Below are 23,380 nucleotides of genomic sequence, written 5' to 3'. Positions count from 1 at the left end.
GACGGTCCCGCATCGGCCGGGGGGAGACTGTCTGCGCGGCCCGTGAGCCGGGGGGCTCCGGGCCCGCAGGCGCCTCACGTCTCGGACTCAGCCTGCGAAGCGGCCCCACGGGATGTCGCGCCGCAGCGAGGTGCGCAGCGGACGCTGAGTGCGAGACCACGCCGACACGACGGGCTCCTCTGCGACGGCACCCGCGGCCTCCTGCGCATACGCGTCGCTGACCACGGCGATGAGGGCGGCGAGCTCCTCCTCCGTCGCGGAACCGCGCGTGATCTGCATCGCGGGCGTCGACGGCCGGTCCGCCCCGGCATCCGCTCCCCGTGTGTCGCTCACAGGGGGATGTTCCCGTGCTTCTTGGGCGGGAGCTCGGCGCGCTTGCCGCGCAGCGCGCGGAGCGCCTTGGCGATGGAGACGCGGGTGTTCGCCGGCTCGATGATGCCGTCGATCTCGCCGCGCTCCGCGGCGAGGAACGGTGAGGTGACGCTGTACGTGTACTCGTTCGCGAGCCGCGTGCGCACCGCGGCGACGTCTTCGCCGGCTTCCTCCGCGCGCTTGATCTCACCGCGGTAGAGGATGTTGACCGCGCCCTGGCCGCCCATGACGGCGATCTCGGCCGTGGGCCAGGCGAGATTGACGTCGGCGCCGAGCTGCTTCGAGCCCATGACGATGTACGCGCCGCCGTAGGCCTTGCGCAGGATGACCGTCACCAGTGGAACGGTGGCTTCGGCGTACGCGTAGATGAGCTTCGCGCCACGGCGGATCACACCGGTCCACTCCTGGTCGGTGCCGGGCAGATAGCCCGGAACATCGACGAGGGTCACGATCGGGATCGAGAACGCGTCGCAGAAGCGCACGAATCGGCTGGCCTTCTCGCCGGCCTCGATGTTGAGCGTCCCGGCCATCTGCGACGGCTGGTTCGCGATGATGCCCACCGAACGGCCCTCGACGCGTCCGAACCCGATCACGATGTTCGGGGCGAACAGCGGTTGGACCTCGATGAAGTCGCCGGCGTCGACGACGTGCTCGATGACCGTGTGGATGTCGTACGGCTGATTGGCGGAGTCGGGGATGATCGTGTTCAGGGAACGATCGGCATCCGTGGTCTCCCACTCGAAGCCGCTCTCGTACCCGGGGATCTCCGCCATGTTGTTGTCGGGGAGGAAGCCGAGCAGCGTCCGTGCGTAGTCGATCGCGTCGTCCTCGTCTTCCGCGAGGTAGTGCGCGACGCCGGATCGGGTGTTGTGGGTGAGGGCTCCACCGAGCTCCTCCATGCCGACATCCTCACCCGTGACCGTCTTGATCACATCGGGACCGGTGACGAACATCTGGCTGGTCTTGTCGACCATGATGACGAAGTCGGTGAGCGCGGGACCGTACACGGCGCCGCCGGCGGCCGGACCCATGATGATCGAGATCTGCGGGATGACACCGGACGACCGGGTGTTCAGGCGGAAGATCTCGCCGTACTTGCTGAGGGCGAGCACGCCCTCCTGGATTCGCGCTCCGCCGGAGTCGAGGATGCCGATGATCGGCATCCCGCCCGAGAGCGCGAACTCCATGATCTTGATGATCTTGTCGCCCGACACCTCGCCGAGCGACCCGCCGAACGTGGTGAAGTCCTGCGAGTAGACCGCGACGGTACGCCCGTGGATCGTGCCGACGCCGGTGACGACGGAGTCGCCGTAGGGGCGGTTCTTGTCCATTCCGAAGGCCGTGGTGCGGTGGCGCACGTACTCGTCGAACTCGACGAAGCTCCCGGGGTCCACGAGCAGTTCGATGCGCTCGCGGGCGGTCATCTTGCCCTTGGCGTGCTGCTTGTCGTGCGCGATCTTCTCCGCGTCGACAACGGCTTCGTTGTAGCGAGCGCGGAGGTCTGCGATTCTGCCGGCGGTGGTCGAGAGTTCGGGCTTGTCCGTCACGGATTCCACCCTATCGTCGGCTCGGGCCGCGCCGTTGGATGCTCGCCACAACGGGCCGTCCGATCCTTTGGCGAGGATCGTGCGCGTGACCGGCTCGTCAGCACACTCCTCGCTCAGCTCCGCGGATCACCGGACCCGAGCTCGCCAGGGAGGTCATGGGTCCCCGCGCGATCCACCGCCTTCTCGCTCTTTCCGCGACCTCGACCTACCGAGGCGATTCTGCGTCCGGCCCAGCCGACGCCGCGTGCGGCCGAGCCCGCGGCACCGGCGACGGCGCCTCCCACGAACTGCGCGCCATGCAGCATCCGCAGCTCCAGCTTCTCGGCGCCGTCGACGGGCTCGAGTTCAAGCGGGAAGTCGATCGGAGCGTTCCCGAACGCACGGTGAGACGTGGTGAGCACGCGGCGGCCGAGAATGTGGTTGCCGGCGCCTCCCACGGCGGCCCCCACGCCGAAGGGCAGCGCCTTTCCGACGAACGAGGCACCGCCCCTGGCGGCGAACTGCTTGACGAACATGCTCTTGAGCCGGTCGACCAGCGGACCGACCGCCGCTTTGGGCAGCGACTTCGTCACCATCTCGCCCCAGTACGACGAGCGGGTGCCGCCCTTGCCCGTCGCCTCGCCGGCGAGCTGGCCGACCAGTGCCACGCCCTCCTTGCCGAGCATCAGGGTCATGACCAGCGCTCGCGCCCGGTCGGGGTTGGAGATGGCGATGCCGTGCACCTCTGCCACGGATTGCGCGAACAGCGCGGTCGACTCGACGAAGCCGACGGTCTCGACCCCGGAGAGGGCCAGGGTGATCCCGGTTCCGATGCCCGGGACGACGGCCGTGGCTCCGACGGCTGCTCCTCCGGTCGTCACCGCCGCGAGGTATCGCCGCTCCAGGATGCGGATGATCTGCTCGGGGGAGGCGTGGGGATTGCGCAGGCGGATGCTGCGGATGTGCGCGAGCACCAGGGGGCGCTGGATCGACAGCACGCGGTCGAGCCCCCGCACCATGAGCGGATGCTCGGTCGAGCCCACGGGAGGCACTCCCTTGTCCCACGGGGAATCGTCGGGAAGAGAGTGGATCTTGTGCACCTTGGGGCCCATGCGTCGATCCTAGGAACCCTGGCCGCGAAAAAGCCGAAAGCCCGGCTCCCTTGACGGGGCCGGGCTTTCGTGGAAGACGATCAGACGAACAGGTTCGCCCGCTCGAGATCCTCGGCGAAGTCGACCTCGACCGCGTAGAGGTCCGAGACATCCATCGGCTCGAGGAGCAGTCCGTCCTCGGCGATCGCGAGCTCGAGACCGCGCTCGAAGTAGTCCTGGTCTTCGACCCGCTGCAGCTGGCGCATGAACGCCTTCTTGTTCGCGGCGGAGATGTAGTTGATGCCGACGGCCTCGCCCAGGCCGCCCCTCACGGTCTTCGACAGCTTGTCGATGAAGCCCTCGGCCGTGACCGTGTACTTCACCTCCTCGTCGCTGACCTTCGAGGTGTTGACCGTGACGAACGACTGGTCGCGCTCGATGTATGCGGCCGCACGCCCGAGGATCATCGGGTCGAAGACGACGTCGCCGTTCATCCAGAGAACGCCGGCCTTGCCCGTGGCACCGAGGGCACGCAGCAGGCTCTTGGATGTGTTGGTCTCGTCGTAGCGCTCGTTGTGCACGTAGTTGACGTTCGGGAAGGCCTCGATGATGGTCTCGGCGCGGTATCCGACGACGGACGTGATGCGGGCGTCGGAACCGAAAGCTGCGCGGATGTTGTCGTGCTGCTGACGCATGATGGTGCGTCCGTCGCTGAGCTCGGTGAGCGGCTTGGGCAGTGCACGGCCCAGGCGCGAGCCCATTCCGGCTGCGAGGATGACGGTCTGAAGAGTCACGAGTGCTCCTAAAGGAAGTTGTGTTCACGATCGGTTCACCGATCAGACACTTCGTCGTGCCGAGAGTCATGGTATCGACCGAGCCTGGGAACCCCGGGGGCTGGAGGCCGCTGTTGCCAATTCGTGATCCAGTACACACCCCGCACTCAGATTCGTAAAGGGGTTGACTCGTTCGGCGAACCTGCGTGTCGACCGGGTAATTGTTGCGGCGACCCGAAGAAATCGATCGCCCGTTGATACCGTAGGACGGTGACTGCTTCCCCCGACGACCCCACCGATCAGGCGGCTGACGCTGCGCCCGTGCCTGAGAATAAGACGCCGGCTCGGAGGACTCCCACGAAGAAGGCTCCGGTGAAGAAGGCCGCGGCCCCGCGCACGCCCGCCAAGGCGTCTGCAGACAAGGCCGCTGCGACCATCGAGGTCGTCGCGGAGCCTGCGCTGCGGATCAGTCCGGTCACCGGAGAGACGGCACGATCCGCCGCGCCGACGAAGACCGCATCCGCCGCGCGCGCCGCTGCTGCCAGGAACTCCAGGACGACAGCGGCCAAGACCACAGAGGCGAAGACGAGCGCTGCGAAGGCGGCATCGGCGAAGCCCGCCGCATCGAAGCCCGCCGCATCCAAGAGCGTCGCATCGAAGACCGCCGCAGCCAAGGCGGCAGCGGAGAAGAGCGCCGCAGCGAAGACCAAGGCTCGCGCGGCGGCGGCTCGCACCACCGCTGCCAAGACGGCTGCCGCGAGGGCGGCGGCGGCCAAGGCTGCCGCCGCCAAGGCTGCGGAAGCGGAGGCCGTCGAGGCGGAGAAGACCGCCGTTGCCGACGATCGGCCCGCGGAGACGATCGGTGCGGAGGCCTCGGGCGCGCGCACGGTCGAGACGGAGACGCCGATCTCCGCCGCCCGCGGCGAGACGGCTTCCGGCGAGGTCTCGGTGAGCGCACCAGCGGTGCCCGAGGAGCCCGAGGAGCCCGAGGCCATCCCCGCGGAAGACACCGAGGCTCCCGTCGTGGAGGAGGCTCCCGTCGTGGAGGAAGCTCCGGTCGTGGAGGAGGCTCCCGTCGTGGAGGAAGCTCCCACCGTGGAGGAGGCTCCCGTCGTGGAGGAGGCTCCGGTCGTGGAGGAGGCTCCAGCTGACGCTCCCGCCGACGACGTCGTGAGCACCGAGGACGAGCCGCCCGTCGTCGACGACGACGGTGCCATCGCTGACGTCGGCGCAGGCGAGCAGCCGGTCGACGGCGCGGGGGCGGCATCGGCGAGCGAGGCGATCCGGATCCGCGGGCTCGTCAAGAGCTTCGGCGACCACACGGCCGTGAACGGCATCGACCTGACCGTGCCTGCCGGATCGTTCTACGGGATCGTCGGCCCCAACGGTGCAGGAAAGACGACCACGCTGTCGATCGTCGCAGGACTGCTGCGCTCTGATCGGGGCGAGGTGGTGATCTGCGGCATCGATCAGGCGAAGAAGCCGCTCGCAGCGAAGCGCATGATGGGTGTCCTCCCCGATCGGCTGCGGACGTTCGATCGACTGACCGGGCGCCAGCTGCTCTACTACTACGGTCTGCTGCGGGGCCTCCAGTCCGACGTGATCGAGAAGCGCGTGGGAGACCTCGCGCGGGCCTTCGATCTGGGCGAGGCCCTCAACCGCGTGGTCTCCGACTATTCGGCGGGTATGACGAAGAAGATCATGCTCGCCGGTGCGATGATCCATTCGCCGCGCGTGCTGGTGCTCGATGAGCCGTTCGAGGCCGTCGATCCCGTGTCTTCCGCGGTGATCCTCGACATCCTGCGTGCTTACGTCGCGCACGGTGGGACGGTGATCCTGTCCAGTCATGGAATGGATCTCGTGGAGCGCGTCTGCTCCCGAGTGGCGATCATCGTCGGAGGTGAGGTACTCGCCGAAGGCACCGTAGACGAGGTGCGCGCGGGGCAGACCCTCGAAGCGCGATTCGTCGAGCTCTCCGGCGGCATCGGAGAGGTGGAGGGGCTCGAGTGGCTGCACACGTTCTCCGACTGAGAGCTGCGCTCCTGATCGGATCGCTGCGCGGCGAACGTCGGGGCCGGACGCTGGTCGTGCTCGCCGTCGTCGTCGCCCTCACCGCCGTGGTCTGCGCCGCCGTGCTCAGCCTCGTCGACGCTCCGGTGGCCGTGGCACGCACGGTGATCATCCTCGGCAACGCCGCACTGCTCCTGGGCTTCCTCGTCGGACCGCTTCTCGTGGGCTCCGCCGATCAGCTCGACCCCCGCCGCTTCGCGGTGTTCGGAGTGAACGAGCGGCAGATGCCGTGGATTCTCGCGCTCGCCTCCCTGGTCAGCGTGCCGAGCCTCGCGCTGATCGCGGTCAACGTCAGCGTGTGCATCGTCTCGATCGCGCTCGGCGCACCCTGGGGCCTCGCCGTGCTGATGAGCATCGTCAGTCTCCTGACCGCGACCCTCGCCGCGCGCGTCAGCATGGCGGTCAACGCCCTCCTGCTACCCGAACGCCGTTCGCGCGAACTCACCGCCCTCTTCGCGCTGGCCGTCGTCGTGGTGGCGTTCCCGGTCGCGGTCTTCCTCGCCTCGCTGAGATGGGACGGGCAGGTGCCCGCCGCGGTGGGCGCGCTCACCGCATCCGTCGGGTTCACGCCCCTCGCCGCGCCGTCACGCGTGCTCTTCTCCTTCGCCTCGGACGACCCGACCGGTTCATGGATCAGCGGCCTCGTCACACTGATCACCGCGGCGGGACTCTGGATCCTCTGGTCCTGGCTGGTGCGTCGGCTGCTCACCACCACCGCGCGTCCGGTGGCGTCACGCGAGCGGTCGGGGCTCGGCTGGTTCGGCCTGATGCCGTCGAACGCGTTCGGCGCGATCGCCTCGCGCAGCCTGGTCTACTGGCTGCGCGACCGTCGGTACATCATGAACCTCATCGTGGTGCCCGTCGCCGGCGTGCTCACCGTGCTGCCGCTGCTGGTCGCGGGTGTGCCGCTCGAGATCGCCGCGCTGGTCCCGGTGCCGGTCATGGCGCTCTTCTTCGGATGGTTGCCGCACAATGACGTCGCGTACGATTCCACTGCGCTGTGGACGCACGTCGCCAGCGGCGTGCGGGGACTGCCCGACAGGCTGGGGCGTCTGGTCCCGGTCGCGCTCGTCGCGATCCCCGTGCTGGCCGTCGCAGTGCCGCTCACCCTGCTCTGGATCGACGACTGGCGGCTCCTGCTGCCGCTCACCGGCCTGGGCGCCACTCTGCTGCTCTCCGGTCTCGGCTTCTCCAGCATCGTGTCGGTCGTCGCGCCCTACGCGGTCTCGCGCCCGGGTGACAGTCCGTTCCAACAGCCGCAGCGTCCGACCTCTCGGGGCACGTACGGCCCCGCCATCGCGTTCCTCGGCGCGATCGTGGTCAGCATCCCGACGATCTGGCTGCTGGTGCTCACGGTCGTCGAAGGCGGGCAGTTCGCGCCCGCGACGTTCTGGGTGGGACTCGCGACAGGAGCCGTCGCGCTCGCGGCAGGCGTGGCACTGGGCGGGCGCACCTTCGAGCGTCAGGGTGAGCGCCTGATGGAGTTCGTCGAGACCGCGTGACCGCCGCCTACCCCGGGTGCTCCACGGCTAGACTCTCGGAATGAGTACTCCGCTGGACAGCCCCGATCAGGGTGGCGTGGCAACGCTCGATCGCGAACTCGAAGAACTCCTCCGCGAGGAGAATCTCGAACCGGGAGACCACGAGCGCTTCTCGCACTACGTCAAGAAAGACAAGATCCTCGAGTCCGCGATCACCGGAAAGCCGGTACGCGCACTGTGCGGCAAGAAATGGACTCCGGGTCGAGACCCCGAGAAGTTCCCGATCTGCCCCACCTGCAAGGAGATCTACGAATCGATGGTGCGCTGACGCGCCACCGCGTCAGCGACGCTCAGCCCGCGTCGACGAAGACCGTGGGGATCGCCGGGTCGGATTTGCTCAGCGCGAGCGCCCGCACCGGAAGCTCCTCCCGCACGCGCAGATGATGCGCTCGAGCCGACGTCGTCCCCGCCGGCCCCTCGAAGGACCGGTCGATCTCGCCGCCCTCGACGAACGTCGTCTGCAGCGCGCGTCCGTCCGGATGCTGCGCGGGAGTGCCGAGCTCTTCGAAGCCGTCCGACACCACGACCGTCTCCGCGCTCGCGACTCCGTCGACGAGCGTGCGGAACGCCGCCTTGCGTCCTCCGTGCGACGCCTTGTCCGTCGACGCCTTCGCGACCCCGATCCATGCGCCGTTCGGGTCCTGCCGAGCGACCAGCTTGTAGACCATGCTGGCCGTGGGGTATCCCGACCCCGTCACCACCGAGGTGCCGACCCCGTAGGCGTCGACCGGTGACGCGGCCAGGGCCGCGATGGCGTACTCGTCGAGGTCGCTCGTGACGGTGATGCGCGTGTCGGTCGCGCCGAGCTCGTCGAGCTGTGCGCGCACCTCGGCGGCGACGATGGGCAGGTCGCCGGAGTCGATGCGCACGCCGCCGAGGCCGGTCCCCGCCACCCGGATCGCGGTCTCGACGCCGGTGCGGATGTCATAGGTGTCGACGAGCAGCGTCGTCGCGGTTCCGAGGCTGTCGATCTGGGAGCGGAAGGCCTCTTCCTCGCTCTCGTGCAGCAGCGTCCAGGAGTGCGCGGCGGTTCCCATCGTCGGGATGCCCCAGCGCCGACCGGCCTCGAGGTTGCTCGTCGCGCCGAAGCCGGCGATGTACGCCGCCCTGGCGGCTGCGACCGCGGACTGCTCGGCGGCTCGGCGCGAGCCCATCTCCGCCAGGGGTCGCTCGCCGGCGGCGATGCTCATGCGTGACGCGGCGGTGGCCACGGCCGAGTCGTGGTTGAGGACGCTGAGGGCCAGGGTCTCGAGCACGACCGCATCGGCGAAGCTGCCCTCGACGGTCAGGATGGGAGATCCGGGAAAATACAGCTCGCCCTCGCGGTAGCCGCGGATGGAGCCGGTGAAACGGTAGCTCTCGAGGTAACGCAGCGAATCCGCGTCGACCACGTTGTTGTCGCGGAGGAACCGCAGCTCGTCGTCCTCGAATCGGAACTCGCGCAGCAGGCTGAGCAGACGCCCCGTGCCGGCGACCACGCCGAAACGACGTCCGCCCGACAGGCGGCGGGAGAACAGCTCGAACACGCTGGGCCGCGAGGCCGTGCCGTCGCGGAGTGCGGCGGCGAGCATGGTGAGCTCGTAACGATCGGTCAGAAGCGCCGTGGACGTCGTCATCCGCTCAGCATAGTGACGAGATCCGCTCGAGTTCCTGAGCATGACCAGCGGTGCGCGCGGGTAGGCTGGGTAGTCATGAACGACGCCCCGATCGGAATCTTCGACTCCGGTGTCGGCGGACTCACGGTGGCCAGGGCCATCCGAGCCCAGCTGCCCCGGGAATCGTTCGTCTACATCGGCGACACCGCGCACTCGCCCTACGGCCCGAAACCCATCGCCGACGTGCGGCGCTACAGCCTCGAGGTTCTCGACACTCTCGTCGACCAGGGCGTCAAGATGCTCGTGATCGCCTGCAACACGGCATCCGCGGCCATGCTGCGCGACGCGCGCGAACGCTATGACGTGCCCGTGGTCGAGGTGATCGGTCCCGCCGTGCGCCGGGCCGTGTCGACCACGCGAAACGGACGGGTCGGTGTCATCGGCACGGTCGGGACCATCGGCTCTCGCGCCTATCAGGACATGCTCGAGGTGAACGAGCGTCTCGAGGTCTTCACAGCCGCATGTCCGCGCTTCGTCGAGTTCGTCGAGGGCGGCATCACCGGGACCCCCGAGGTGCTCGCCACCGCCGAGCACTACCTCGCACCGCTGCGTGACGCCGGGGTCGACACGCTCGTGCTCGGGTGCACGCACTACCCCTTCCTGCGCGGCGCGATCAGTTATGTGATGGGGGAGGGGGTCACGCTCGTCTCCAGCGACGATGAGACGGCGGGCGACGTCTACCGCCAGCTGGTCCGTGGAGATCTGCTCGCATCCCCCGACGCCACGGCGTCGTATGTGTACGAGGCGACCGGCGATTCGGCCATCGAGTTCACCGCGCTCGCCAACCGACTGATGGGTCACGAGGTGCGCGATGTGCAGCTCGTGGAGACCGGCGTCATCACCCTTCCGGGGCACGCCTCCGGGCTCTGACCTCGGCGTCCCTCCCTCCTCCGTCTTCGCTTCACCCACCCCCACCCGAAGGATTCTCATGACCAGCATCGTCCGTGCCGACGGCCGTTCCACCGACCAGCTCCGCGAGATCACCATCGAGCGCGGGTGGAGCGCTCATGCCGAGGGATCGGCCCTGATCAGCTTCGGGGGCACGAAGGTGCTGTGCACCGCCTCGTTCACGAACGGCGTGCCCCGCTGGCTCACCGGCAAGGGCAAGGGGTGGGTCACCGCCGAGTACTCGATGCTTCCCCGCGCCACCAACAGCCGCAACGACCGCGAGAGTGTGAAGGGCCGCATCGGCGGACGCACGCACGAGATCTCGCGCCTGATCGGCCGGGCGCTGCGTGCGGTCGTCGACACCAAGGCCCTGGGCGAGAACACGATCGTGATCGACTGCGACGTGCTGCAGGCCGATGGCGGAACGCGCACCGCCGCGATCACCGGGGCCTACGTCGCTCTGGCCGATGCGATCGAGTGGGGTCGTGAGAAGAAGTTCATCGGCAAGAATTCGACGCCCCTGCTGGACTCGGTCTCCGCGGTCTCCGTCGGGATCATCGACGGCGAGCCCATGCTCGATCTGGCATACGTCGAAGACGTCCGCGCCGAGACCGACATGAACATCGTGGTCACCGGACGCGGCCTGTTCGTCGAGGTGCAGGGCACCGCCGAAGGCGCCCCCTTCGACAAGCGCGAGCTGGATGCGCTGCTCGACCTGGGCGTCGCCGGCTGCGCCGACCTCAAGAGCGAGCAGCTGAAGGCACTCGCGGGCTGATGGAGGTCGTCCTCGCCACGCACAACCCGCACAAGGTCGACGAGTTCCAGCAGATCGTCGCGGTGACGCGTCCTGATCTCGAGGTCATCGGCTACGACGGTCCGGAGCCGATCGAAGACGGAGTGACGTTCGCCGAGAACGCGCTCATCAAGGCGCGCGCCGCCTCGCTGCACACGGGTCTCGCGGCTCTCGCCGACGACTCCGGCATCTGCGTCGACGTGCTCGGCGGGTCACCCGGCGTGTTCTCCGCCTACTGGGCGGGGCAGAAGAAGGATGCTGCGGCCAATCTCGCACTGCTCCTCGATCAGCTGCATGACATCGCGGATCCGCACCGCAGCGCGCACTTCACGTCGACGATCGCCCTGGTGACCCCGGCGGGTGCCGAGCACGTGGTCGTCGGGAACTGGCCGGGGCGCCTCGCGAGGTCGGCATCCGGTGGTGGCGGATTCGGCTACGACCCGATCTTCATCCCGGACGGGCAGCCGGCGGGTGCCGAGCGCACCGTGGGCGATTTCAGCGCCGACGAGAAGCAGTCGCAGTCGCATCGGGCGCGGGCCTTCCGCGAGCTGGTGCCACTCCTCGCCGACCTCTGACCCTTCACGGTAACCACTACGCTTGACGTACTTCATGCGTAGTGGTTACTGTGGTCGGCATGCGAGAACTCACCTACTACATCGGCGTGACCCTCGACGGATTCATCGCGGGGCCCGACGACGAGGTCGACTTCTATCCCGTGACCCCGGCGTTCGCCGAGACGCTGGGCACGGAGCTCGCCGACATCCAGCCCGCGCATGTGAGAGCGGGGCGGGGAGGCGTCGACGAGCCGCTCACTCGGTTCGACACCGTGGTGATGGGTCGTCGCACCTACGAGCCCGCGCTGCAGGCCGGGATCACCGATCCGTACTCGCAGCTGCGGACCGTGGTGTTCAGCACGACGGTCGCCGACCCGGATGAGCCGAACGTCGAGATCGTGCGCACGGATCCGGTCGCGAGGGTGCGTGCTCTCAAGGCCGAGCCCGGCCTCGGCATCTACCTCGCGGGCGGGGCGATGCTCGCGGGCGCGCTGCTCGACGAGATCGACAGACTGATCGTCAAGAAGTACCCGGTGATCGCCGGTTCCGGCATCCCGATGGCGAGACACCCGTTCGCCCCGACGATGTTCGGTCTCGACCAGGTGCGCTCCTTCGACAACGGCTGCGTCGTGCTCGAATACACCCGCCTGCGCCGAGGACGAGGCTACTGAGAATCATCACCATTCCCGACCTGGGCCGGAATCGCGCTGAAAAACAAGAAAATGAACTAGCTTCCCTGCGGATCAGGGTACGTCATGCCCACCAGATTGGGCACGTCTTGGGCAGGACCAGGAGGGAAGGTCGTTTCGAGCGATAGGTAGACCTATGCCTTCCTCCACTCCAGACCTCTCCCGCTTCGCCAACCTCCTTGAGGAAGCGGAGTCGGCCTTCCTCACCGATACCTCCTACGGGGTCGCCGTCGCTGAGGCTGCATCCGCAATGCAGATAGCGAAGGAGCACAGGGAAGACCCTGAGGAGCTTCGAGCTACCGTTCTGCGTCTTCACGCACAGGGGGCCGGGGTGAGTGAGATCAAGAAGGTTGCCCACACTACTCAAGAGAAGATCGCTGCGATCCTCCAAGATGCTCCTGAGAGGCCACAGGAGGCTCGTAGCGCGACGTATGAGGGTGAGGTTGAGCCGTTGCCCGCCCCGCGTCCTGTCATCCCCTCAAAGCGTCTTCAGAAGTGGGTACCTCAACCACTGGCAGACAACGACGAGAGACATGGCACGACTAACGGATACAGAAACTACTCATGTAGGTGCCTCCGATGCTCCCTCGCTCAAAAGGAGGCTAAGAGGCTAGAGCGACTGGAAGGGCCGAAGGGCACTCGAAGGGCCAAGGCCGTTCACGGCACTACCTCGAAATATTCTGCTGGGTGCCGGTGCCAGGACTGCAAGGATGCAGCCGCCACATACGCCCGCGAGAAGAGAGCATCATCCGGTGGAGGAACCGCTACCTCCAAGGGATGATCACCTTCCCGCACAAGGGACACTGCCATATCAGCCTGCCTCGTCGGCCTGTGGGGGTCGGCACCATACGTACCGGACACCGCCGACAGAGCGGGGCGGGGCCAGGAAGGTCGAGTTGGCGGGCTTTCATGCTTGAGAACGTAGTTGCCAACCCTCCCTGCACAGACTTCTCAGCCGCTTTTGACTACGGAATCCTGGCATTTAGGCGGAAAAGCTACGCATGACTACGTTGTGCGCTCTGTCTGTCCATGGTGCAGACGGATGGCCGACGGGAAAGTATCTGGAATTTTCACCTGTGAGTTTCCTGGGAGTGGGTTGTCCGGGATTCTTTACGAATTGACAGGCTTACTACCCATAGCGACCGATAACGGACTACAGCGACCGATGGCGGACACGCGATGGCGGGCGACTGGGCACCCTGCCACCAAAGATGTGTCTGCGGGAGCGATTAGAATGGGAGCAAGAGGTGAATCACCCTCCGCCTAGCGGAAGATGACCCTCGAAACGAGAAAAGCCCCCCGAGATTAACAACCTCGCGCAGGGGGGCCTTCTCTGATTCGATTCGCTCAATGGAGAGGGAATCTGGCTCCCCGGAGCGGGGTCATCCAGGGCGGCAACCCTGGATGGCCCTGGAGGGGCCGTATATCCAGTTTACGACACTACCCGCTCCAGCGAGTAACTTATTCGCCTGCACTGGCGGTCTAGCTCACAACAGTTGCCACTGGTTAGTGATCATCGGGAACCTGAACAGCGTTCCCCCACACCCAGCACCGCCACACCTGGCCTTCAGCGGAGAACTCGATACCTGCCGCGTGTGGAGTGGATCGCATCAGCTTGGCCTCCACGCGGATGGCCTCTCCTCCGAAGCGGACCCAGGCTTGAACTCGGCGCTGGAGGTTTTTGGGATAGATCGTCACCGCACAGTCCTTCAAGGCGAGTTCGCGATCAGTCAGAGACTGGAGGGGGCCGCGCTTCGATGCCGCGATGACAGAGGCTCGGTAGGCCCGCATATCGTTCGCGAGCTTCACACGCTCCCCGGCACCCATCCCCACACCTCGACTTCAAGAGGTCCAGAGTAGCGCGATTCGAACCTATGTTCTACTTCCGATCGCGAGCGCAGTGCGGCTCGGATGAAGTCTCGGCAAGCCTGTCCACGCGATCTCGTTACGCCGCTAGCGAGTGGGCGTGACCCCTGTCAGTTCGTCGAAGCGTCCCCGAATCACTGCAAACTGTCGTTGTGGCAGCGAAGGGTCATCCTCGGCGGCTTCGTACTCCTCCAGAAGTTGAAGGAGATCCAAATCGTCGAGAGCGATCACGAATCCGTGACTATCCACGGCTGCGGAGCGGCAGCGGTCGAGGAGGCGTTGCTTGTTTCGCACTGTTCTGCAGACAAGAAATCCGATCTCACCCCGAGTAGGCGAGAGTCTCATCGCGATCTGATCGAGTTCAGGGTTGGCCGGATCGTCGAAGTAGTTCTTGCATTCAACTGGGATCGACGCTGCTGCACGGTGCAAGCCGAACCATCGGAAAAGCCCGTCACCAGCGACGTTGTCATACGTGATATCGATCCGTTTGACGCCGTGCAGCGTTACCTCAAGGCGCTGATTTCCCAGGCTCCCAGTGAACAGCGCGGTGAGAAAAGCAGCGACGGCTCGGTGGTAGGCGGTAGCTCCAGGTTTTCCTGGCTGAATCGCTTTGATCTCCTCATAGAGTTCGCGAAGGCTCGGCTGCGGTGTGCCCGTCCGGGCTGCGAGAGACTGTAGCGATAGGGGCACTTGCGCCTCGGTCGCCTTCTCGCCTCGGTACTCCTGCATTGCCTCGGGGAAAGCTTCGGCGTTCTCCGCGATTTTCGCCTTAGTTGTACCCAGGTGCTCGTCTAGGAGACCCTTTTTGACTTTGAGCCGGGCGTTCTTCTTTCCTGCCCGCACAAGCTTTACGAACTCTGACGCTACGCCTCGGTTCAACTCCGAGTCCTCGAAGTAGGGTCGCAGGAATCCGCGATAGAACTGACCCTTCTCATACGTGGGGTGCAGGCGGACGATCGCCTTGGGTACGAGTAGCAGCAACCCCTGGGGGCCTCGGGGTAGGTCGAAGTAGCCTTCGTCCCACCTTCGCTGGGCGGAGTCCCAGTAGCGGCCTGGGTGCTGCGTCTGAAGAGGGATGTTGTGGAACTTGCTCTGATTGACGGTGTACTCAATCAGCTGAGCACGGATCACGCAGGTTGTGATGTCGCTCAGAATGTCCTTACCGATGCCGTCGACGAACAACACCGTGTCTTCGAGGTCTTCAATCAAGCCGCTCTTGATCGCCCGGCTCCGTCGAAGCGCCGCGACTAGTTGATCAGCCCTCTTGCGGCTGCCGAGCGAGCGTCCCTTCGAAAGCCCTTTGCTCACGCCAAGGTGCGTCTCGTTCGGTTCACTGAGTGGGTAAATCAACTCTTTGATCTTTGGAAGATCGTCAGCGCGAATTGCAGCAAGTAACTCGTCGAAGAACGTGTACAGCCCGTGGGCGCACGCCTCCACCCAGTCACCCGACTGAACGCGGATCGCAGTCGGATCGATGTAGACGGGGACGTCTCCATGAACGTCAACGTCCACGAAGTCCAGGCCGCCCTGTTCTACGCCGAGATTGAAGTATCCCGACACTCGCTGCACATGCGTCATCTTTGACACGCCCCCTCCGGTAGCAGTTTCTGAAGCCTAGCGAAGTACGGGTGCCTGAGTTCCATGCATCGGACAGTGTGAGATGCGCCGTCACGAGGAGCCGAAGCCACGGACTCTCGTCCGCTGCCTTGCCTGAGTCAATCACAGCCAGCGTGTGAGATGACGATTGATCCTTCTGTGTTTCCCTGGAGTCCCCGACGGAGGACGCCTCTGTGGGGCCAAATCCACAGACATTGGAGGCCTGCGGTCTAGTCTTCCTACGTGATGAGGAGAGAACAGACGGGTATCCGCAAGGGCTTCATTGTGCTGTGGACTGCAGTTGGACTGGCTTTGCTGGGGGGAGCTACTGCTCTTGTGGACGGTTGGCAGGATGCTTCGTTCTGGTCGTCAGTCCTCGTGAATCTCGGGACCACAATTTTCCTCGCTGGATTTCTGGTGTGGCTAGAGCGCCGGCTAGTAGCGACGACCAGGACCGTGGCAAAGGAAGCTGCCACAGAAGCAGCATCTGAGGCCGCGATGGTCGCTACGGAAGAAGCGACCCGTGTGTTGAACGACCGGCTGGACGCGATCCAAGAGCGGTTCGAACGCCAGCTAGCCGAGCAAGCAGCACAAGAGGATTCGGCAGTCTCAGGTATCGCGGATGAGGTTTCATACGAGAGTGTCATGGCGGCGATGGAGACTGCGAACAAGCTCGGGGCTGTGGAGCAAGAGGTGCATGTCTCAGGAGGTGACCGACTCACTGATCCAGTCGTCAGCGTGGCGCTCGCAACCGAGCAGCAACAGATTGACTACGGGAGCTACTCCGAGCCACGAGTGATCGGGCTGGCGCTAGCCGTGGACACCCGGCTCCTTGGGACTGGTTACGTAGTCGAATCCCTCTGGACTAAGGACGACGACCCGATCACAGTTTTCGGCCGCCTGCGGTCCGAAATGGTGCGAGTTGGATACGGTCCCGAGTTTAAAGGTGTGAACGTGCAGCGTTTGTTTCAAAACCTAAACCGCGGGCTAGAAGATGCCGTCGCTGGACGCCGAGGAGATCAGGGGGCTTGGCGAAGCCCGGGCACTCTTCTCGATGTCCTGTCCGACGATTGGGTGGTAAGCAATCGAGGAATCGAGCATCGAGAACACGGGATAGTCTGCCCGGCCATCGCCCTGAGAGCGAAGCGAACTTTCGATAAAGAACCCGACCTTCCACCCGCGCCCGAATGGGTTGATGAGGAGAGGTGGGGCCATATGGTGACCAGAGCGAGGGCGAGGCTCATCAATTACATGATGTTCTGAGTTCGAAATCTAAGAACGCAGAATCAGCAGCATCGACGGACTCGTCCACTGGGAAAGCGGCTTGGGGCTTTCACCATCCGTGCCGAACGGACCTACCGAGATCGAGGAAGCCTGTTGTCACCATTCGCGCGCTTGCAAGTTTGACAAAAAATGTGCTATACGACGATGATAAATCGTATGACAAACAACGAAGAGTTCGAGAAGTACAATAATCAAGAGTCTGAAAAGGACTACGCCCCATTCCCTGATCCCTTCCCTGAAGATAGTGGTTTTGGCCCGCTGACCAGTGATAACCGCAAAGAGTGGTGGAAAGACAAGCGGAAATGGGAAGCGGTGCACGGGAGCCCGGACGAGAAACCAGAAGGCATCTGACCGCACCTGACGGCGTGGATCCGCACAGACGCTCGGCGGGGTCAGTCGAGGATGAAAGGCCCGAATCGGGTGTAGATGGCCTCGCCGAGTGTTTCGCGAGCGGAATACCCCGCCTGCCGTGCGTCATAAAGACCGGTGCCCAGGCGGAAAACCGGCGCTTGGGCACCGAACATCCGCCAGGCGAGCCACTCGTCTTCCTCGGTCCGCATAACTGTCACCAGCACGGCACGCTTCCTTCCCGAGTACTCGATTGTGAAGGTCGACCCGATCGGGAGATCCGGGGCGTCTTTAGCGAGCATCTCAGTGTTGTCGAGCGTCTTGTAGATGGTGATCACGATGCAAGGTTACGGGTGCCCACGTTCCTTCGGGAGAGCTTTTTGCGGTCTAGAAGCTCCAACAAGCCTGCATACTGAGATGCCAGCGGAGGTTGGCACCATCGGTTCCTATGGTCCCGCTTGATCTCACCTCTTCCGGCCGGGATCAAGTGGAGACAGCTCGCGCGTTTCAGGCATCATGCTTTCGCATGTGTTCCTCGAAGTCGATGTCTGCGCTAGCTTGTCCGCATGGCTAGAGTTACCGATCTTCTTCATGTCCAGACGTTCACCATCCAGCTTCTTGGTGCAGGTGTTCGGCAGCCCAGTGTTTCCGAAGTCTCCGATCAGGCTGAGGCGCACACACTGCTTCCGTTCCTCATCGGACTCGGGCGGGATGCGGGGATAGACGTTTCGCTCCTGGAGCATCTGGCAACGACTGACCGTGCGGAAGGGATTACGCATTCTCTGGCGAGCGCGGCAAACGCGATCGACGCTGAGAGGAAGTACGGGTTTGCGGACGATGCGGATCTCGGCCTTCTCACGCTCCTTTGGTGGGTTGTTGATTCGATTCCAGAAGAGGCCAGGCGCATCGATAACGGCCACTAGGCGACATGCGCCCCGGGGTTGGGGTGGCAGGCTACTGTTGCTCCATGGGATACAGACTTGAAGGTGGTCCGCGTCACGGAGAGTACTCCGAAGAGCTTCCTATGGGGTACACCGATCTCGGTGTCCGCGCCGGGGTGGTTAGCCGAGAAGGGGAGTCACCCGTACATCGGGCGGTATGGCAAGCCGACCGCGATGAGGCAGAGCAGATCATCGAGGACCAGGGCTACCGCTCAAGCGAGGATCGCTAAAGCGGCTATGACTCCCTGGTGCACCTCCACTGCGTGAGTTCGCGGCAGAGCGAGATTGCTGTCAGCTGAAGCTCTAAGTCTGCGCTCGCAGATAAAGTGCGGTCATGGACACTGAGAAGGTCATCGACCTGTTGGAGTGGTGGAGCAAGACGGCGAACGCTGCGCGCGCGACGAACGTTGACCCCGGTAGTCGGCGGACAGTGACTTACGCGTTCGTTTCGGGTGAGCACGACTCCTTCCCGGTGCTCAGGGACAAAGAAGACCAAGTGCGCCGGGTATTGAAGCACGTACTCGGTTTGAAGACGCCTCCTGAGATCCTGAGTACGAGCAGTGGCAATTATTACGATGTCGTAGGCGGGATCGAGCTTGCTACCTACGCGATTGGTCGCCTCCGCAACGATGCTGAGACTCGGGCAATGATCGGCAGTAGTGCGCCGACTATGCAGGCTGACGCACTGCACCCGTTGGTATGGGATGCCGCGTCTAAGAGGTGGGACTCCGGACACTACTCGGACGCCGTCCAACGGGCGGCTACGTTCTTGAATGCTCACGTGCAAGACATCACAGGACGCACAGATGTCTCGGACAACGACCTCATGTCGCAAACCTTCTCGCTGAGCGAGCCTCAGCGCAACAAGCCCCGGCTTCGCTGGCCAGGTGACGATACCAACCTCACGGTCAAGGCGATGAGAGTAGGGATCCTCAACCTCTCGCAGGGGGTGTTCTCAGCAATCCGCAACCCCGCGACCCACTCGACGGAGGATATGGAAAGGCAAGAGGCACTAGAGCAACTTGCAACCCTCAGCATCCTTGCTCGATGGATAGATCGATGTGACCTTGTCTCCGCTTAAGTCGGCATACAGTCGCCCTTAGAGAGTCTGTAGCACTCGGTACAGGGTGGCGGGGGAGACGCCTACCATCCTCGCGATGTCCGCACGGCTGTGGTCCCCGGAGGACACTAGCTTCTTGATGGTGGCGAGCTTCTTGGGGTCCACGACTGAGGGACGGCCACCCACCTTGCCCTTTGCTCGTGCTGCTTCTAGACCTGCACGAGTACGTTCAGCGATGGTGTCCCGCTCCAGTTGAGCGAAGGCCGCCATGATCGTGAGCATGGCCTGTCCCATCGGCCCTGAGGTGTCGATCCTCTCGGTGATGCTGTGAAAGGTGGCCCCCTTATCGGTGATCGTCTTGACGGCCTCCAGGACGTTCATGGTGTTGCGTCCGATCCTGTCGAACTTCCACACCACTACCTCGTCACCCTCTTCTAGTCGGTCTATGAGCTTGTCCCATTCAAGGCGGGATGCCAGGGTGCCGCTCACTCCCTCATCGGCGTACACACGCTTGATCCCGTCAAGCTCATTGATCTTCAGCCATTGGAGGTCAGCATTCTGATCCTTCATGGATGTGCGGATGTAGGCGTAGCGGCTCATGTCTCAATACTCTCAAAACCCATCTGTCTTAACAAGCAGTTGTGAGAGATATTTTTGAGTTGCAGATTCTTGTTGTAGAAGGTCTCGGCGGACACTCTCACCCAGCCTTCGTTTTTGAGACACCGAAACCCCGCACAGGTTGGGGTCCGTGCGGGGTCTGGTTGGCCGGGATCAAGGGCCGGTCCCGTGCGGCGTCCTAGGACCGACACGGGAAGATTCTCTAGATGCGACCGTTGTTGGCATCCTCGATCAGCTTCGCGATGCGGGCCTCAGCGTCTCCGTGTAGTCGGCGGGCCAGTTCAGCTTCCTCGGCTGCTGTCCACTGCTTGGGGGCGTGCTCGATTTGGGCGCGGGCTGAGTCCGTGTTCTGGTTGGAGAGGGAAGACCTGATCTTTGCCATGAACATGGCATCGTCTGGTGTGTCAGTCATTTTCAACTTCTTTCTGATCGACTTCATAGCCCGCCCATCGCTCAAGGTGATGAAGGACGGAGTTGTACGACGCCTCTAGGTCACGGGTCATCCAGAAACGCCCCGGAAGACTCTCTAGCGCTGCTTCTAGGTCATCGTGCAGCTTGAGGAGGGCTAGGCGCTGATCTGCGGTACTACGTGCTGTCCTGAGCGCCATGTCAGACCTCCCATGACTGCAACGTGCGTTGACTGCTCTGTGGAGCGCCAAAGCGTTCTCTAATGGCTACGTGTGCCGCTCTGCGGGCTTCAGGATCGCTGATCAGATCTGCCCTCTTGATCGCCTGGTCTCGGAGCTTTGCCATCACTGAGATGTCATCTTCGGCTATGCAGCGGATGCTCTCGGCCTCGACCTGATTTCCCAGGACGAAGTTACGGTGCCCCCAGCGAGCAATTTGCTGCTCTTCATCCAGGTCCAACCACGTGGAGCCGAGAGCATCGCGGGTAGCTTCTACGGCCTCGGGGCTGAACGTGAGAACTTCCCCACGGTATGCCACGCGACCTGAACTGTAGTTCGGCCTGGTCTGCTCGAAGTCAGGAACTGTGAATCCGCTTCGGAGGATAGTGATAGTCACTGTGTTGTCGGTCATGAGGTCGTCCTTCTGTTGGTGCGGGCGCTGAGGGCCGTCGCTAGTTCTTCTAGCTCGGGGGTGCTGCGGAAGACCTCGATGAGGTCACTCGCAGAGTCGGGGTACTGCGTGAGAAAAATCTTGAGAGCCGACACGAGAGCCTGGCTTTCGTTCAGGGCTTCGGCCACACCAAGGTCATCGACCCTAAGCTCTTCGAGAATCCGCTGGAGAATTTCGGCTTCGCTCTTGATCGCTCTTATCTGTTGGACGGGAGAGCCTGTCAACTTGGACTGGCGGCGGAGAGAGTTAGCGTGCTCGGCCAGTTCTACGAGTCTGCTGAGAATGTGAGTAACGCCAGGCTCGTCATCAACCAGCCGTGCGAGTTCACTTTTTCGTGACAAAGCATAGCGCCCAACACTTCCCAAACTCGTGCCACCCACCGTGCGTACAATTTCGGCATAGGAGACACCATCATCCAGCATCATGTCTATGCGCGCACGTTGAGGATGCGTAGCTACTGTGTTTCTTCTGCCCATGGAGTTCCCTTGTAATTATTGGAGAGAGCGGCGCTCGATACCCGTCAAGGACGCCGCTCTCTCCCACCCCGAACAAAGGTGGTAGGCGGTTAATTCGATGTTCCCCGCCCGCACTATCTACTATCGTACGAAGATAGCGAAACGAGAACGTCTGCGATTGCGTGAAGGTACTGAGAAGGATTCCTAGAAGCCACGAAGAATATCATTCAGTTTGATGTCATCGTGTAGACGTGGTTCCAAGAACTCAATCTTTCTTGATCCAGACCTCTCCACCAAAGGCACCTTGAAGTCGTCTGTGAAGACAGGTTCCATACCAGCTGTGAGTTCTTCAACGGTAGGCATCTTCTTTTCCCTATTTTCTTGTTCTCCTGCGTCGTCGCTAGCCGTAGGCTGAGCGACGGTAGACGCAGAGGAGGGAACAGAAGTGACCGACTCATTCGTATCTACATTCATGGACATTCCTATTGTGGGGTTGTGCTCCCCACTGGGTGGGGTTGTGCTACCCACTGGGTGGGGTTGTGCTACCCACTGCACTGGGGTTGTGCTACCTAGTGCGCTTCTGTCTGATCTCTTCCAGAGGTCTCGATCGAGATTTCGGTCACGGATGGTCACGACTTGGTGGACGTGTTCGGAGTACACCAACGTGTAGTTCTTAACTGGCGTTCCACCCCCTGGCCTCTTGGATTCGGCTACGACCCGGATGGCCCCTGTCTTCTCCAGCAGGCTCAAGACGCGACGGACAGTCTTAGGAGATGCTCCCGAGATATCAGCGATTGCAAGCTGCGACAGCCGGAAGTTCTCGCCGGTCTTGAAGTCACCAACTTCTATGAGTGCATGGGCTACGGCGTAGAACGACAATCGGTCAAGAGTTTTGTACTGATCGCCTAGAATTTCCCCCGCGCTACGGAGCCATTGGTTGGGAAAGTGGCGAATGAAGGATTCAAAGGTGCCCTTTTTCATGCGGTCACCGATGTTGTACTTGATTGGGGTTGACTTGTAGGTCATTTTCTTCTTCTATCTATTCGGTTACATTCCTGTCGGAGGAATGGTGATGCCCTATCGCGCGGATGAAGAAGAAAACGACGCTGACGATAGGGCATCACGCTGGTGACGCGGCTTTCCGACAATCCGCTATAACCTACTATCGCTTATACGCGGCTTCACGCCGATTGTAAAAGTTGGGAGCAATCTACTTTTGGTGTTCGGCGGCCATAGGATTGGGCAGGGTGGATACCATCTGTCGATCTCGCTCGGAGTCCGTATGTTGGTACCTCATGGCGATTCGCTCCGACTTGTGACCACCTCTTGCCATAATGTCCGCAAGTGTGACGCCGGGTTGACGGCCATACGTTGTCAGGCTTATGTGCCTCAAATCGTGGAGGTGCATTTCCTCCAGGCCAGCAACCTTCCTGAGCTTCCGGAATATTCTCTCCGCGCTATCGACTGAGAGCCTTCCTCCGCGCTGATTGTTGAATACAGCGCCGGTTACCTCGCCCTGCTCTGATCGGAGCGCATATAGGGCTTCTAGCTCCTTTGAGACCCATGTGGGGAGTGCCAGGTGCCTTGTATCCTCCTCGCCGGTCTTTGTTCCCGTTCTCATACCCTTAGGAGTCAGGTGGCGAAGGACGTTGGCTGTGGCATCAAAGAAGCTGATGTCTTCCCAGTCAAGTGCTACCGCCTCGCCTATCCGCATGGCGGTGCCGCTCAACAGAGTCAGAAGGCCACGTGTCTGCACTTCGTCTGTTGAGAAGTACAGCTTCGCCACGTCCGACTCAGTGAAGGTCGGGCGCTTCTGCGATACGTCTTTGGCTGCGTTCTTCACCCTGCACGGGTTACGAGTAATCAATTCGTCATCGACTGCCAGCGTCATGATGGTCTTCAACAGGCGGTAGGTGTCTCTGCGTGCACTTCGGGCTGTGCTGTGAGCGTTCCACCAACCACGCACCTGCATCGAGGTGATTTCGTGAAGCGCGAGGTGGCCGAACGTCTTGTTCAGGATCGCCAGTCGCCTTTGCTCCTTGTAGTAGCTCATGGGAGCGAGAGCACCGGGTTCTCCTGGCCGTCGAGTCCACAGGTACCCCTCCGCGTAGGTGTCGAACCGGATCGGCTCTGCTACCTCACCTGGAGACGATTTCCGAAGCTCGGCAAGCTTCGACACCTGC

25 protein-coding genes are annotated in these 23,380 nt (G+C 63.1%); 12 read left to right on the top strand and 13 right to left on the bottom strand.

The window, feature by feature from the left end:
• Positions 1 to 87: 87 nt before the first annotated feature.
• The 4 genes from DXT68_RS11340 to DXT68_RS11325 form a co-directional block, all read right to left on the bottom strand.
• Positions 88 to 333: an acyl-CoA carboxylase subunit epsilon gene (locus DXT68_RS11340; RefSeq protein WP_341853354.1), complete on the bottom strand. Its 246-nt coding sequence runs from the start codon at positions 331 to 333 to the stop codon at positions 88 to 90.
• Positions 330 to 1,919: an acyl-CoA carboxylase subunit beta gene (locus DXT68_RS11335; RefSeq protein WP_373372448.1), complete on the bottom strand. Its 1,590-nt coding sequence runs from the start codon at positions 1,917 to 1,919 to the stop codon at positions 330 to 332. The genes DXT68_RS11340 and DXT68_RS11335 overlap by 4 nt, the downstream gene beginning before the upstream one ends.
• A 113-nt stretch (positions 1,920 to 2,032) precedes the next feature.
• Positions 2,033 to 3,010, bottom strand: a complete 978-nt coding sequence (locus tag DXT68_RS11330) for a hypothetical protein (protein WP_045253500.1) — start codon at positions 3,008 to 3,010, stop codon at positions 2,033 to 2,035.
• An 80-nt stretch (positions 3,011 to 3,090) separates the two neighbouring features.
• Positions 3,091 to 3,783 (bottom strand): phosphocholine cytidylyltransferase family protein, encoded by a 693-nt coding sequence (locus DXT68_RS11325; protein WP_045253499.1) that lies wholly within the window; start codon positions 3,781 to 3,783, stop codon positions 3,091 to 3,093.
• 249 nt (positions 3,784 to 4,032) lie between these two features.
• Here DXT68_RS11325 and DXT68_RS17375 point away from each other — a divergent pair, with 249 nt between their 5' ends.
• The 3 genes from DXT68_RS17375 to DXT68_RS11310 are packed head-to-tail and all read left to right on the top strand — an operon-like array spanning position 4,033 to position 7,641.
• Complete coding sequence (locus DXT68_RS17375) at positions 4,033 to 5,793, top strand: ABC transporter ATP-binding protein (RefSeq protein ID WP_341853353.1); 1,761 nt, start codon at positions 4,033 to 4,035, stop codon at positions 5,791 to 5,793.
• Positions 5,769 to 7,334, top strand: a complete 1,566-nt coding sequence (locus DXT68_RS11315; protein ID WP_045253498.1) for a hypothetical protein — start codon at positions 5,769 to 5,771, stop codon at positions 7,332 to 7,334. The genes DXT68_RS17375 and DXT68_RS11315 overlap by 25 nt, the downstream gene beginning before the upstream one ends.
• A 40-nt stretch (positions 7,335 to 7,374) precedes the next feature.
• Positions 7,375 to 7,641 (top strand): DUF3039 domain-containing protein, encoded by a 267-nt coding sequence (locus tag DXT68_RS11310; RefSeq protein ID WP_045253497.1) that lies wholly within the window; start codon positions 7,375 to 7,377, stop codon positions 7,639 to 7,641.
• Between the two features lie 22 nt (positions 7,642 to 7,663).
• On the opposite strand, the gene DXT68_RS11305 is transcribed toward DXT68_RS11310, so the two are convergent.
• The gene (locus tag DXT68_RS11305) at positions 7,664 to 8,989 is read right to left on the bottom strand and encodes a nicotinate phosphoribosyltransferase (RefSeq protein WP_045253496.1); all 1,326 of its coding nucleotides are present in this window, start codon (positions 8,987 to 8,989) and stop codon (positions 7,664 to 7,666) included.
• A gap of 75 nt (positions 8,990 to 9,064) precedes the next feature.
• Here DXT68_RS11305 and murI point away from each other — a divergent pair, with 75 nt between their 5' ends.
• The 5 genes from murI (at position 9,065) to DXT68_RS16960 (ending at position 12,733) form a co-directional block, all read left to right on the top strand.
• Positions 9,065 to 9,898 carry a glutamate racemase gene (murI, locus tag DXT68_RS11300; RefSeq protein WP_045253495.1) on the top strand — a complete coding sequence of 278 codons (834 nt, stop codon included), beginning with the start codon at positions 9,065 to 9,067 and terminating at the stop codon, positions 9,896 to 9,898.
• A gap of 58 nt (positions 9,899 to 9,956) precedes the next feature.
• Complete coding sequence (rph, locus tag DXT68_RS11295) at positions 9,957 to 10,691, top strand: ribonuclease PH (protein ID WP_045253494.1); 735 nt, start codon at positions 9,957 to 9,959, stop codon at positions 10,689 to 10,691.
• Positions 10,691 to 11,284 carry an RdgB/HAM1 family non-canonical purine NTP pyrophosphatase gene (rdgB, locus tag DXT68_RS11290; RefSeq protein WP_045253493.1) on the top strand — a complete coding sequence of 198 codons (594 nt, stop codon included), beginning with the start codon at positions 10,691 to 10,693 and terminating at the stop codon, positions 11,282 to 11,284. The genes rph and rdgB overlap by 1 nt, the downstream gene beginning before the upstream one ends.
• Positions 11,285 to 11,343: 59 nt before the next feature.
• Entirely contained in the window at positions 11,344 to 11,934 is a 591-nt protein-coding gene (locus DXT68_RS11285) for a dihydrofolate reductase family protein (RefSeq protein WP_045253568.1), read from the top strand.
• Positions 11,935 to 12,088: 154 nt separating this feature from the next.
• On the top strand, positions 12,089 to 12,733 hold the full coding sequence (locus tag DXT68_RS16960; RefSeq protein ID WP_156149267.1) for a hypothetical protein: 645 nt from the start codon (positions 12,089 to 12,091) through the stop codon (positions 12,731 to 12,733).
• Between the two features lie 1,172 nt (positions 12,734 to 13,905).
• Here the strand turns inward: DXT68_RS16960 and DXT68_RS11275 are convergent.
• Positions 13,906 to 15,396, bottom strand: coding sequence for a DUF8370 family protein (locus tag DXT68_RS11275; protein WP_162829122.1), 1,491 nt, complete (start codon positions 15,394 to 15,396; stop codon positions 13,906 to 13,908).
• Positions 15,397 to 15,660: 264 nt separating this feature from the next.
• On the opposite strand from DXT68_RS11275, the gene DXT68_RS11270 reads away from it, so the two are divergent.
• Both DXT68_RS11270 and DXT68_RS16955 read left to right on the top strand, forming a co-directional pair.
• Positions 15,661 to 16,677, top strand: a complete 1,017-nt coding sequence (locus DXT68_RS11270; RefSeq protein ID WP_162829121.1) for a hypothetical protein — start codon at positions 15,661 to 15,663, stop codon at positions 16,675 to 16,677.
• Positions 16,678 to 16,854: 177 nt separating this feature from the next.
• A complete protein-coding gene (locus tag DXT68_RS16955; protein ID WP_156149265.1) occupies positions 16,855 to 17,049 on the top strand; it encodes a hypothetical protein in 195 nt (64 codons plus the stop codon).
• Between the two features lie 41 nt (positions 17,050 to 17,090).
• On the opposite strand, the gene DXT68_RS11265 is transcribed toward DXT68_RS16955, so the two are convergent.
• Positions 17,091 to 17,384 (bottom strand): hypothetical protein, encoded by a 294-nt coding sequence (locus DXT68_RS11265; RefSeq protein WP_045253490.1) that lies wholly within the window; start codon positions 17,382 to 17,384, stop codon positions 17,091 to 17,093.
• Positions 17,385 to 17,612: 228 nt separating this feature from the next.
• Between DXT68_RS11265 and DXT68_RS11260 the strand changes: the two genes are divergently transcribed.
• Together DXT68_RS11260 and DXT68_RS11255 are read left to right on the top strand one after the other, a co-directional pair.
• Positions 17,613 to 17,969 (top strand): hypothetical protein, encoded by a 357-nt coding sequence (locus DXT68_RS11260; protein WP_045253489.1) that lies wholly within the window; start codon positions 17,613 to 17,615, stop codon positions 17,967 to 17,969.
• 352 nt (positions 17,970 to 18,321) lie between these two features.
• Positions 18,322 to 19,068, top strand: coding sequence for a TIGR02391 family protein (locus tag DXT68_RS11255; RefSeq protein ID WP_045253488.1), 747 nt, complete (start codon positions 18,322 to 18,324; stop codon positions 19,066 to 19,068).
• An 18-nt stretch (positions 19,069 to 19,086) separates the two neighbouring features.
• Here DXT68_RS11255 and DXT68_RS11250 read toward each other — a convergent pair whose 3' ends face one another.
• From DXT68_RS11250 to DXT68_RS11235, 6 genes are all read right to left on the bottom strand, one after another.
• A complete protein-coding gene (locus DXT68_RS11250; RefSeq protein WP_045253487.1) occupies positions 19,087 to 19,647 on the bottom strand; it encodes a recombinase family protein in 561 nt (186 codons plus the stop codon).
• Positions 19,648 to 19,867: 220 nt separating this feature from the next.
• Complete coding sequence (locus tag DXT68_RS11245) at positions 19,868 to 20,077, bottom strand: hypothetical protein (RefSeq protein ID WP_156149264.1); 210 nt, start codon at positions 20,075 to 20,077, stop codon at positions 19,868 to 19,870.
• 197 nt (positions 20,078 to 20,274) lie between these two features.
• Positions 20,275 to 20,703, bottom strand: coding sequence for a hypothetical protein (locus DXT68_RS11240; protein ID WP_045253485.1), 429 nt, complete (start codon positions 20,701 to 20,703; stop codon positions 20,275 to 20,277).
• Positions 20,700 to 21,167 carry a hypothetical protein gene (locus DXT68_RS16950; RefSeq protein ID WP_156149263.1) on the bottom strand — a complete coding sequence of 156 codons (468 nt, stop codon included), beginning with the start codon at positions 21,165 to 21,167 and terminating at the stop codon, positions 20,700 to 20,702. Before DXT68_RS16950 ends, DXT68_RS11240 begins: the two co-directional genes overlap by 4 nt.
• Before the next feature lie 234 nt (positions 21,168 to 21,401).
• Complete coding sequence (locus DXT68_RS16945; RefSeq protein WP_156149262.1) at positions 21,402 to 22,223, bottom strand: helix-turn-helix domain-containing protein; 822 nt, start codon at positions 22,221 to 22,223, stop codon at positions 21,402 to 21,404.
• 184 nt (positions 22,224 to 22,407) lie between these two features.
• Complete coding sequence (locus DXT68_RS11235) at positions 22,408 to 23,376, bottom strand: tyrosine-type recombinase/integrase (RefSeq protein WP_162829120.1); 969 nt, start codon at positions 23,374 to 23,376, stop codon at positions 22,408 to 22,410.
• Positions 23,377 to 23,380: the final 4 nt, after the last annotated feature.

The sequence above is a fragment of the Microbacterium foliorum genome (assembly GCF_003367705.1).
Classification (GTDB): Bacteria; Actinomycetota; Actinomycetes; order Actinomycetales; family Microbacteriaceae; genus Microbacterium; species Microbacterium foliorum.
This window is presented reverse-complemented; position numbering and strand designations above follow the sequence as displayed.

Coding starts and splice junctions, on each gene's coding strand:
- DXT68_RS11330 (WP_045253500.1), bottom strand. CDS start 3,010: ATGGGCCCCAAGGTGCACAAGATCCACTCTCTTCCCGACGATTCCCCG.
- DXT68_RS11310 (WP_045253497.1), top strand. CDS start 7,375: ATGAGTACTCCGCTGGACAGCCCCGATCAGGGTGGCGTGGCAACGCTC.
- DXT68_RS11305 (WP_045253496.1), bottom strand. CDS start 8,989: ATGACGACGTCCACGGCGCTTCTGACCGATCGTTACGAGCTCACCATG.
- murI (WP_045253495.1), top strand. CDS start 9,065: ATGAACGACGCCCCGATCGGAATCTTCGACTCCGGTGTCGGCGGACTC.
- rph (WP_045253494.1), top strand. CDS start 9,957: ATGACCAGCATCGTCCGTGCCGACGGCCGTTCCACCGACCAGCTCCGC.
- rdgB (WP_045253493.1), top strand. CDS start 10,691: ATGGAGGTCGTCCTCGCCACGCACAACCCGCACAAGGTCGACGAGTTC.
- DXT68_RS11285 (WP_045253568.1), top strand. CDS start 11,344: ATGCGAGAACTCACCTACTACATCGGCGTGACCCTCGACGGATTCATC.
- DXT68_RS16960 (WP_156149267.1), top strand. CDS start 12,089: ATGCCTTCCTCCACTCCAGACCTCTCCCGCTTCGCCAACCTCCTTGAG.
- DXT68_RS11275 (WP_162829122.1), bottom strand. CDS start 15,396: ATGACGCATGTGCAGCGAGTGTCGGGATACTTCAATCTCGGCGTAGAA.
- DXT68_RS11270 (WP_162829121.1), top strand. CDS start 15,661: ATGAGGAGAGAACAGACGGGTATCCGCAAGGGCTTCATTGTGCTGTGG.
- DXT68_RS16955 (WP_156149265.1), top strand. CDS start 16,855: ATGACAAACAACGAAGAGTTCGAGAAGTACAATAATCAAGAGTCTGAA.
- DXT68_RS11260 (WP_045253489.1), top strand. CDS start 17,613: ATGGCTAGAGTTACCGATCTTCTTCATGTCCAGACGTTCACCATCCAG.
- DXT68_RS11255 (WP_045253488.1), top strand. CDS start 18,322: ATGGACACTGAGAAGGTCATCGACCTGTTGGAGTGGTGGAGCAAGACG.
- DXT68_RS11250 (WP_045253487.1), bottom strand. CDS start 19,647: ATGAGCCGCTACGCCTACATCCGCACATCCATGAAGGATCAGAATGCT.
- DXT68_RS11245 (WP_156149264.1), bottom strand. CDS start 20,077: ATGACTGACACACCAGACGATGCCATGTTCATGGCAAAGATCAGGTCT.
- DXT68_RS11240 (WP_045253485.1), bottom strand. CDS start 20,703: ATGACCGACAACACAGTGACTATCACTATCCTCCGAAGCGGATTCACA.
- DXT68_RS16950 (WP_156149263.1), bottom strand. CDS start 21,167: ATGATGCTGGATGATGGTGTCTCCTATGCCGAAATTGTACGCACGGTG.
- DXT68_RS16945 (WP_156149262.1), bottom strand. CDS start 22,223: ATGACCTACAAGTCAACCCCAATCAAGTACAACATCGGTGACCGCATG.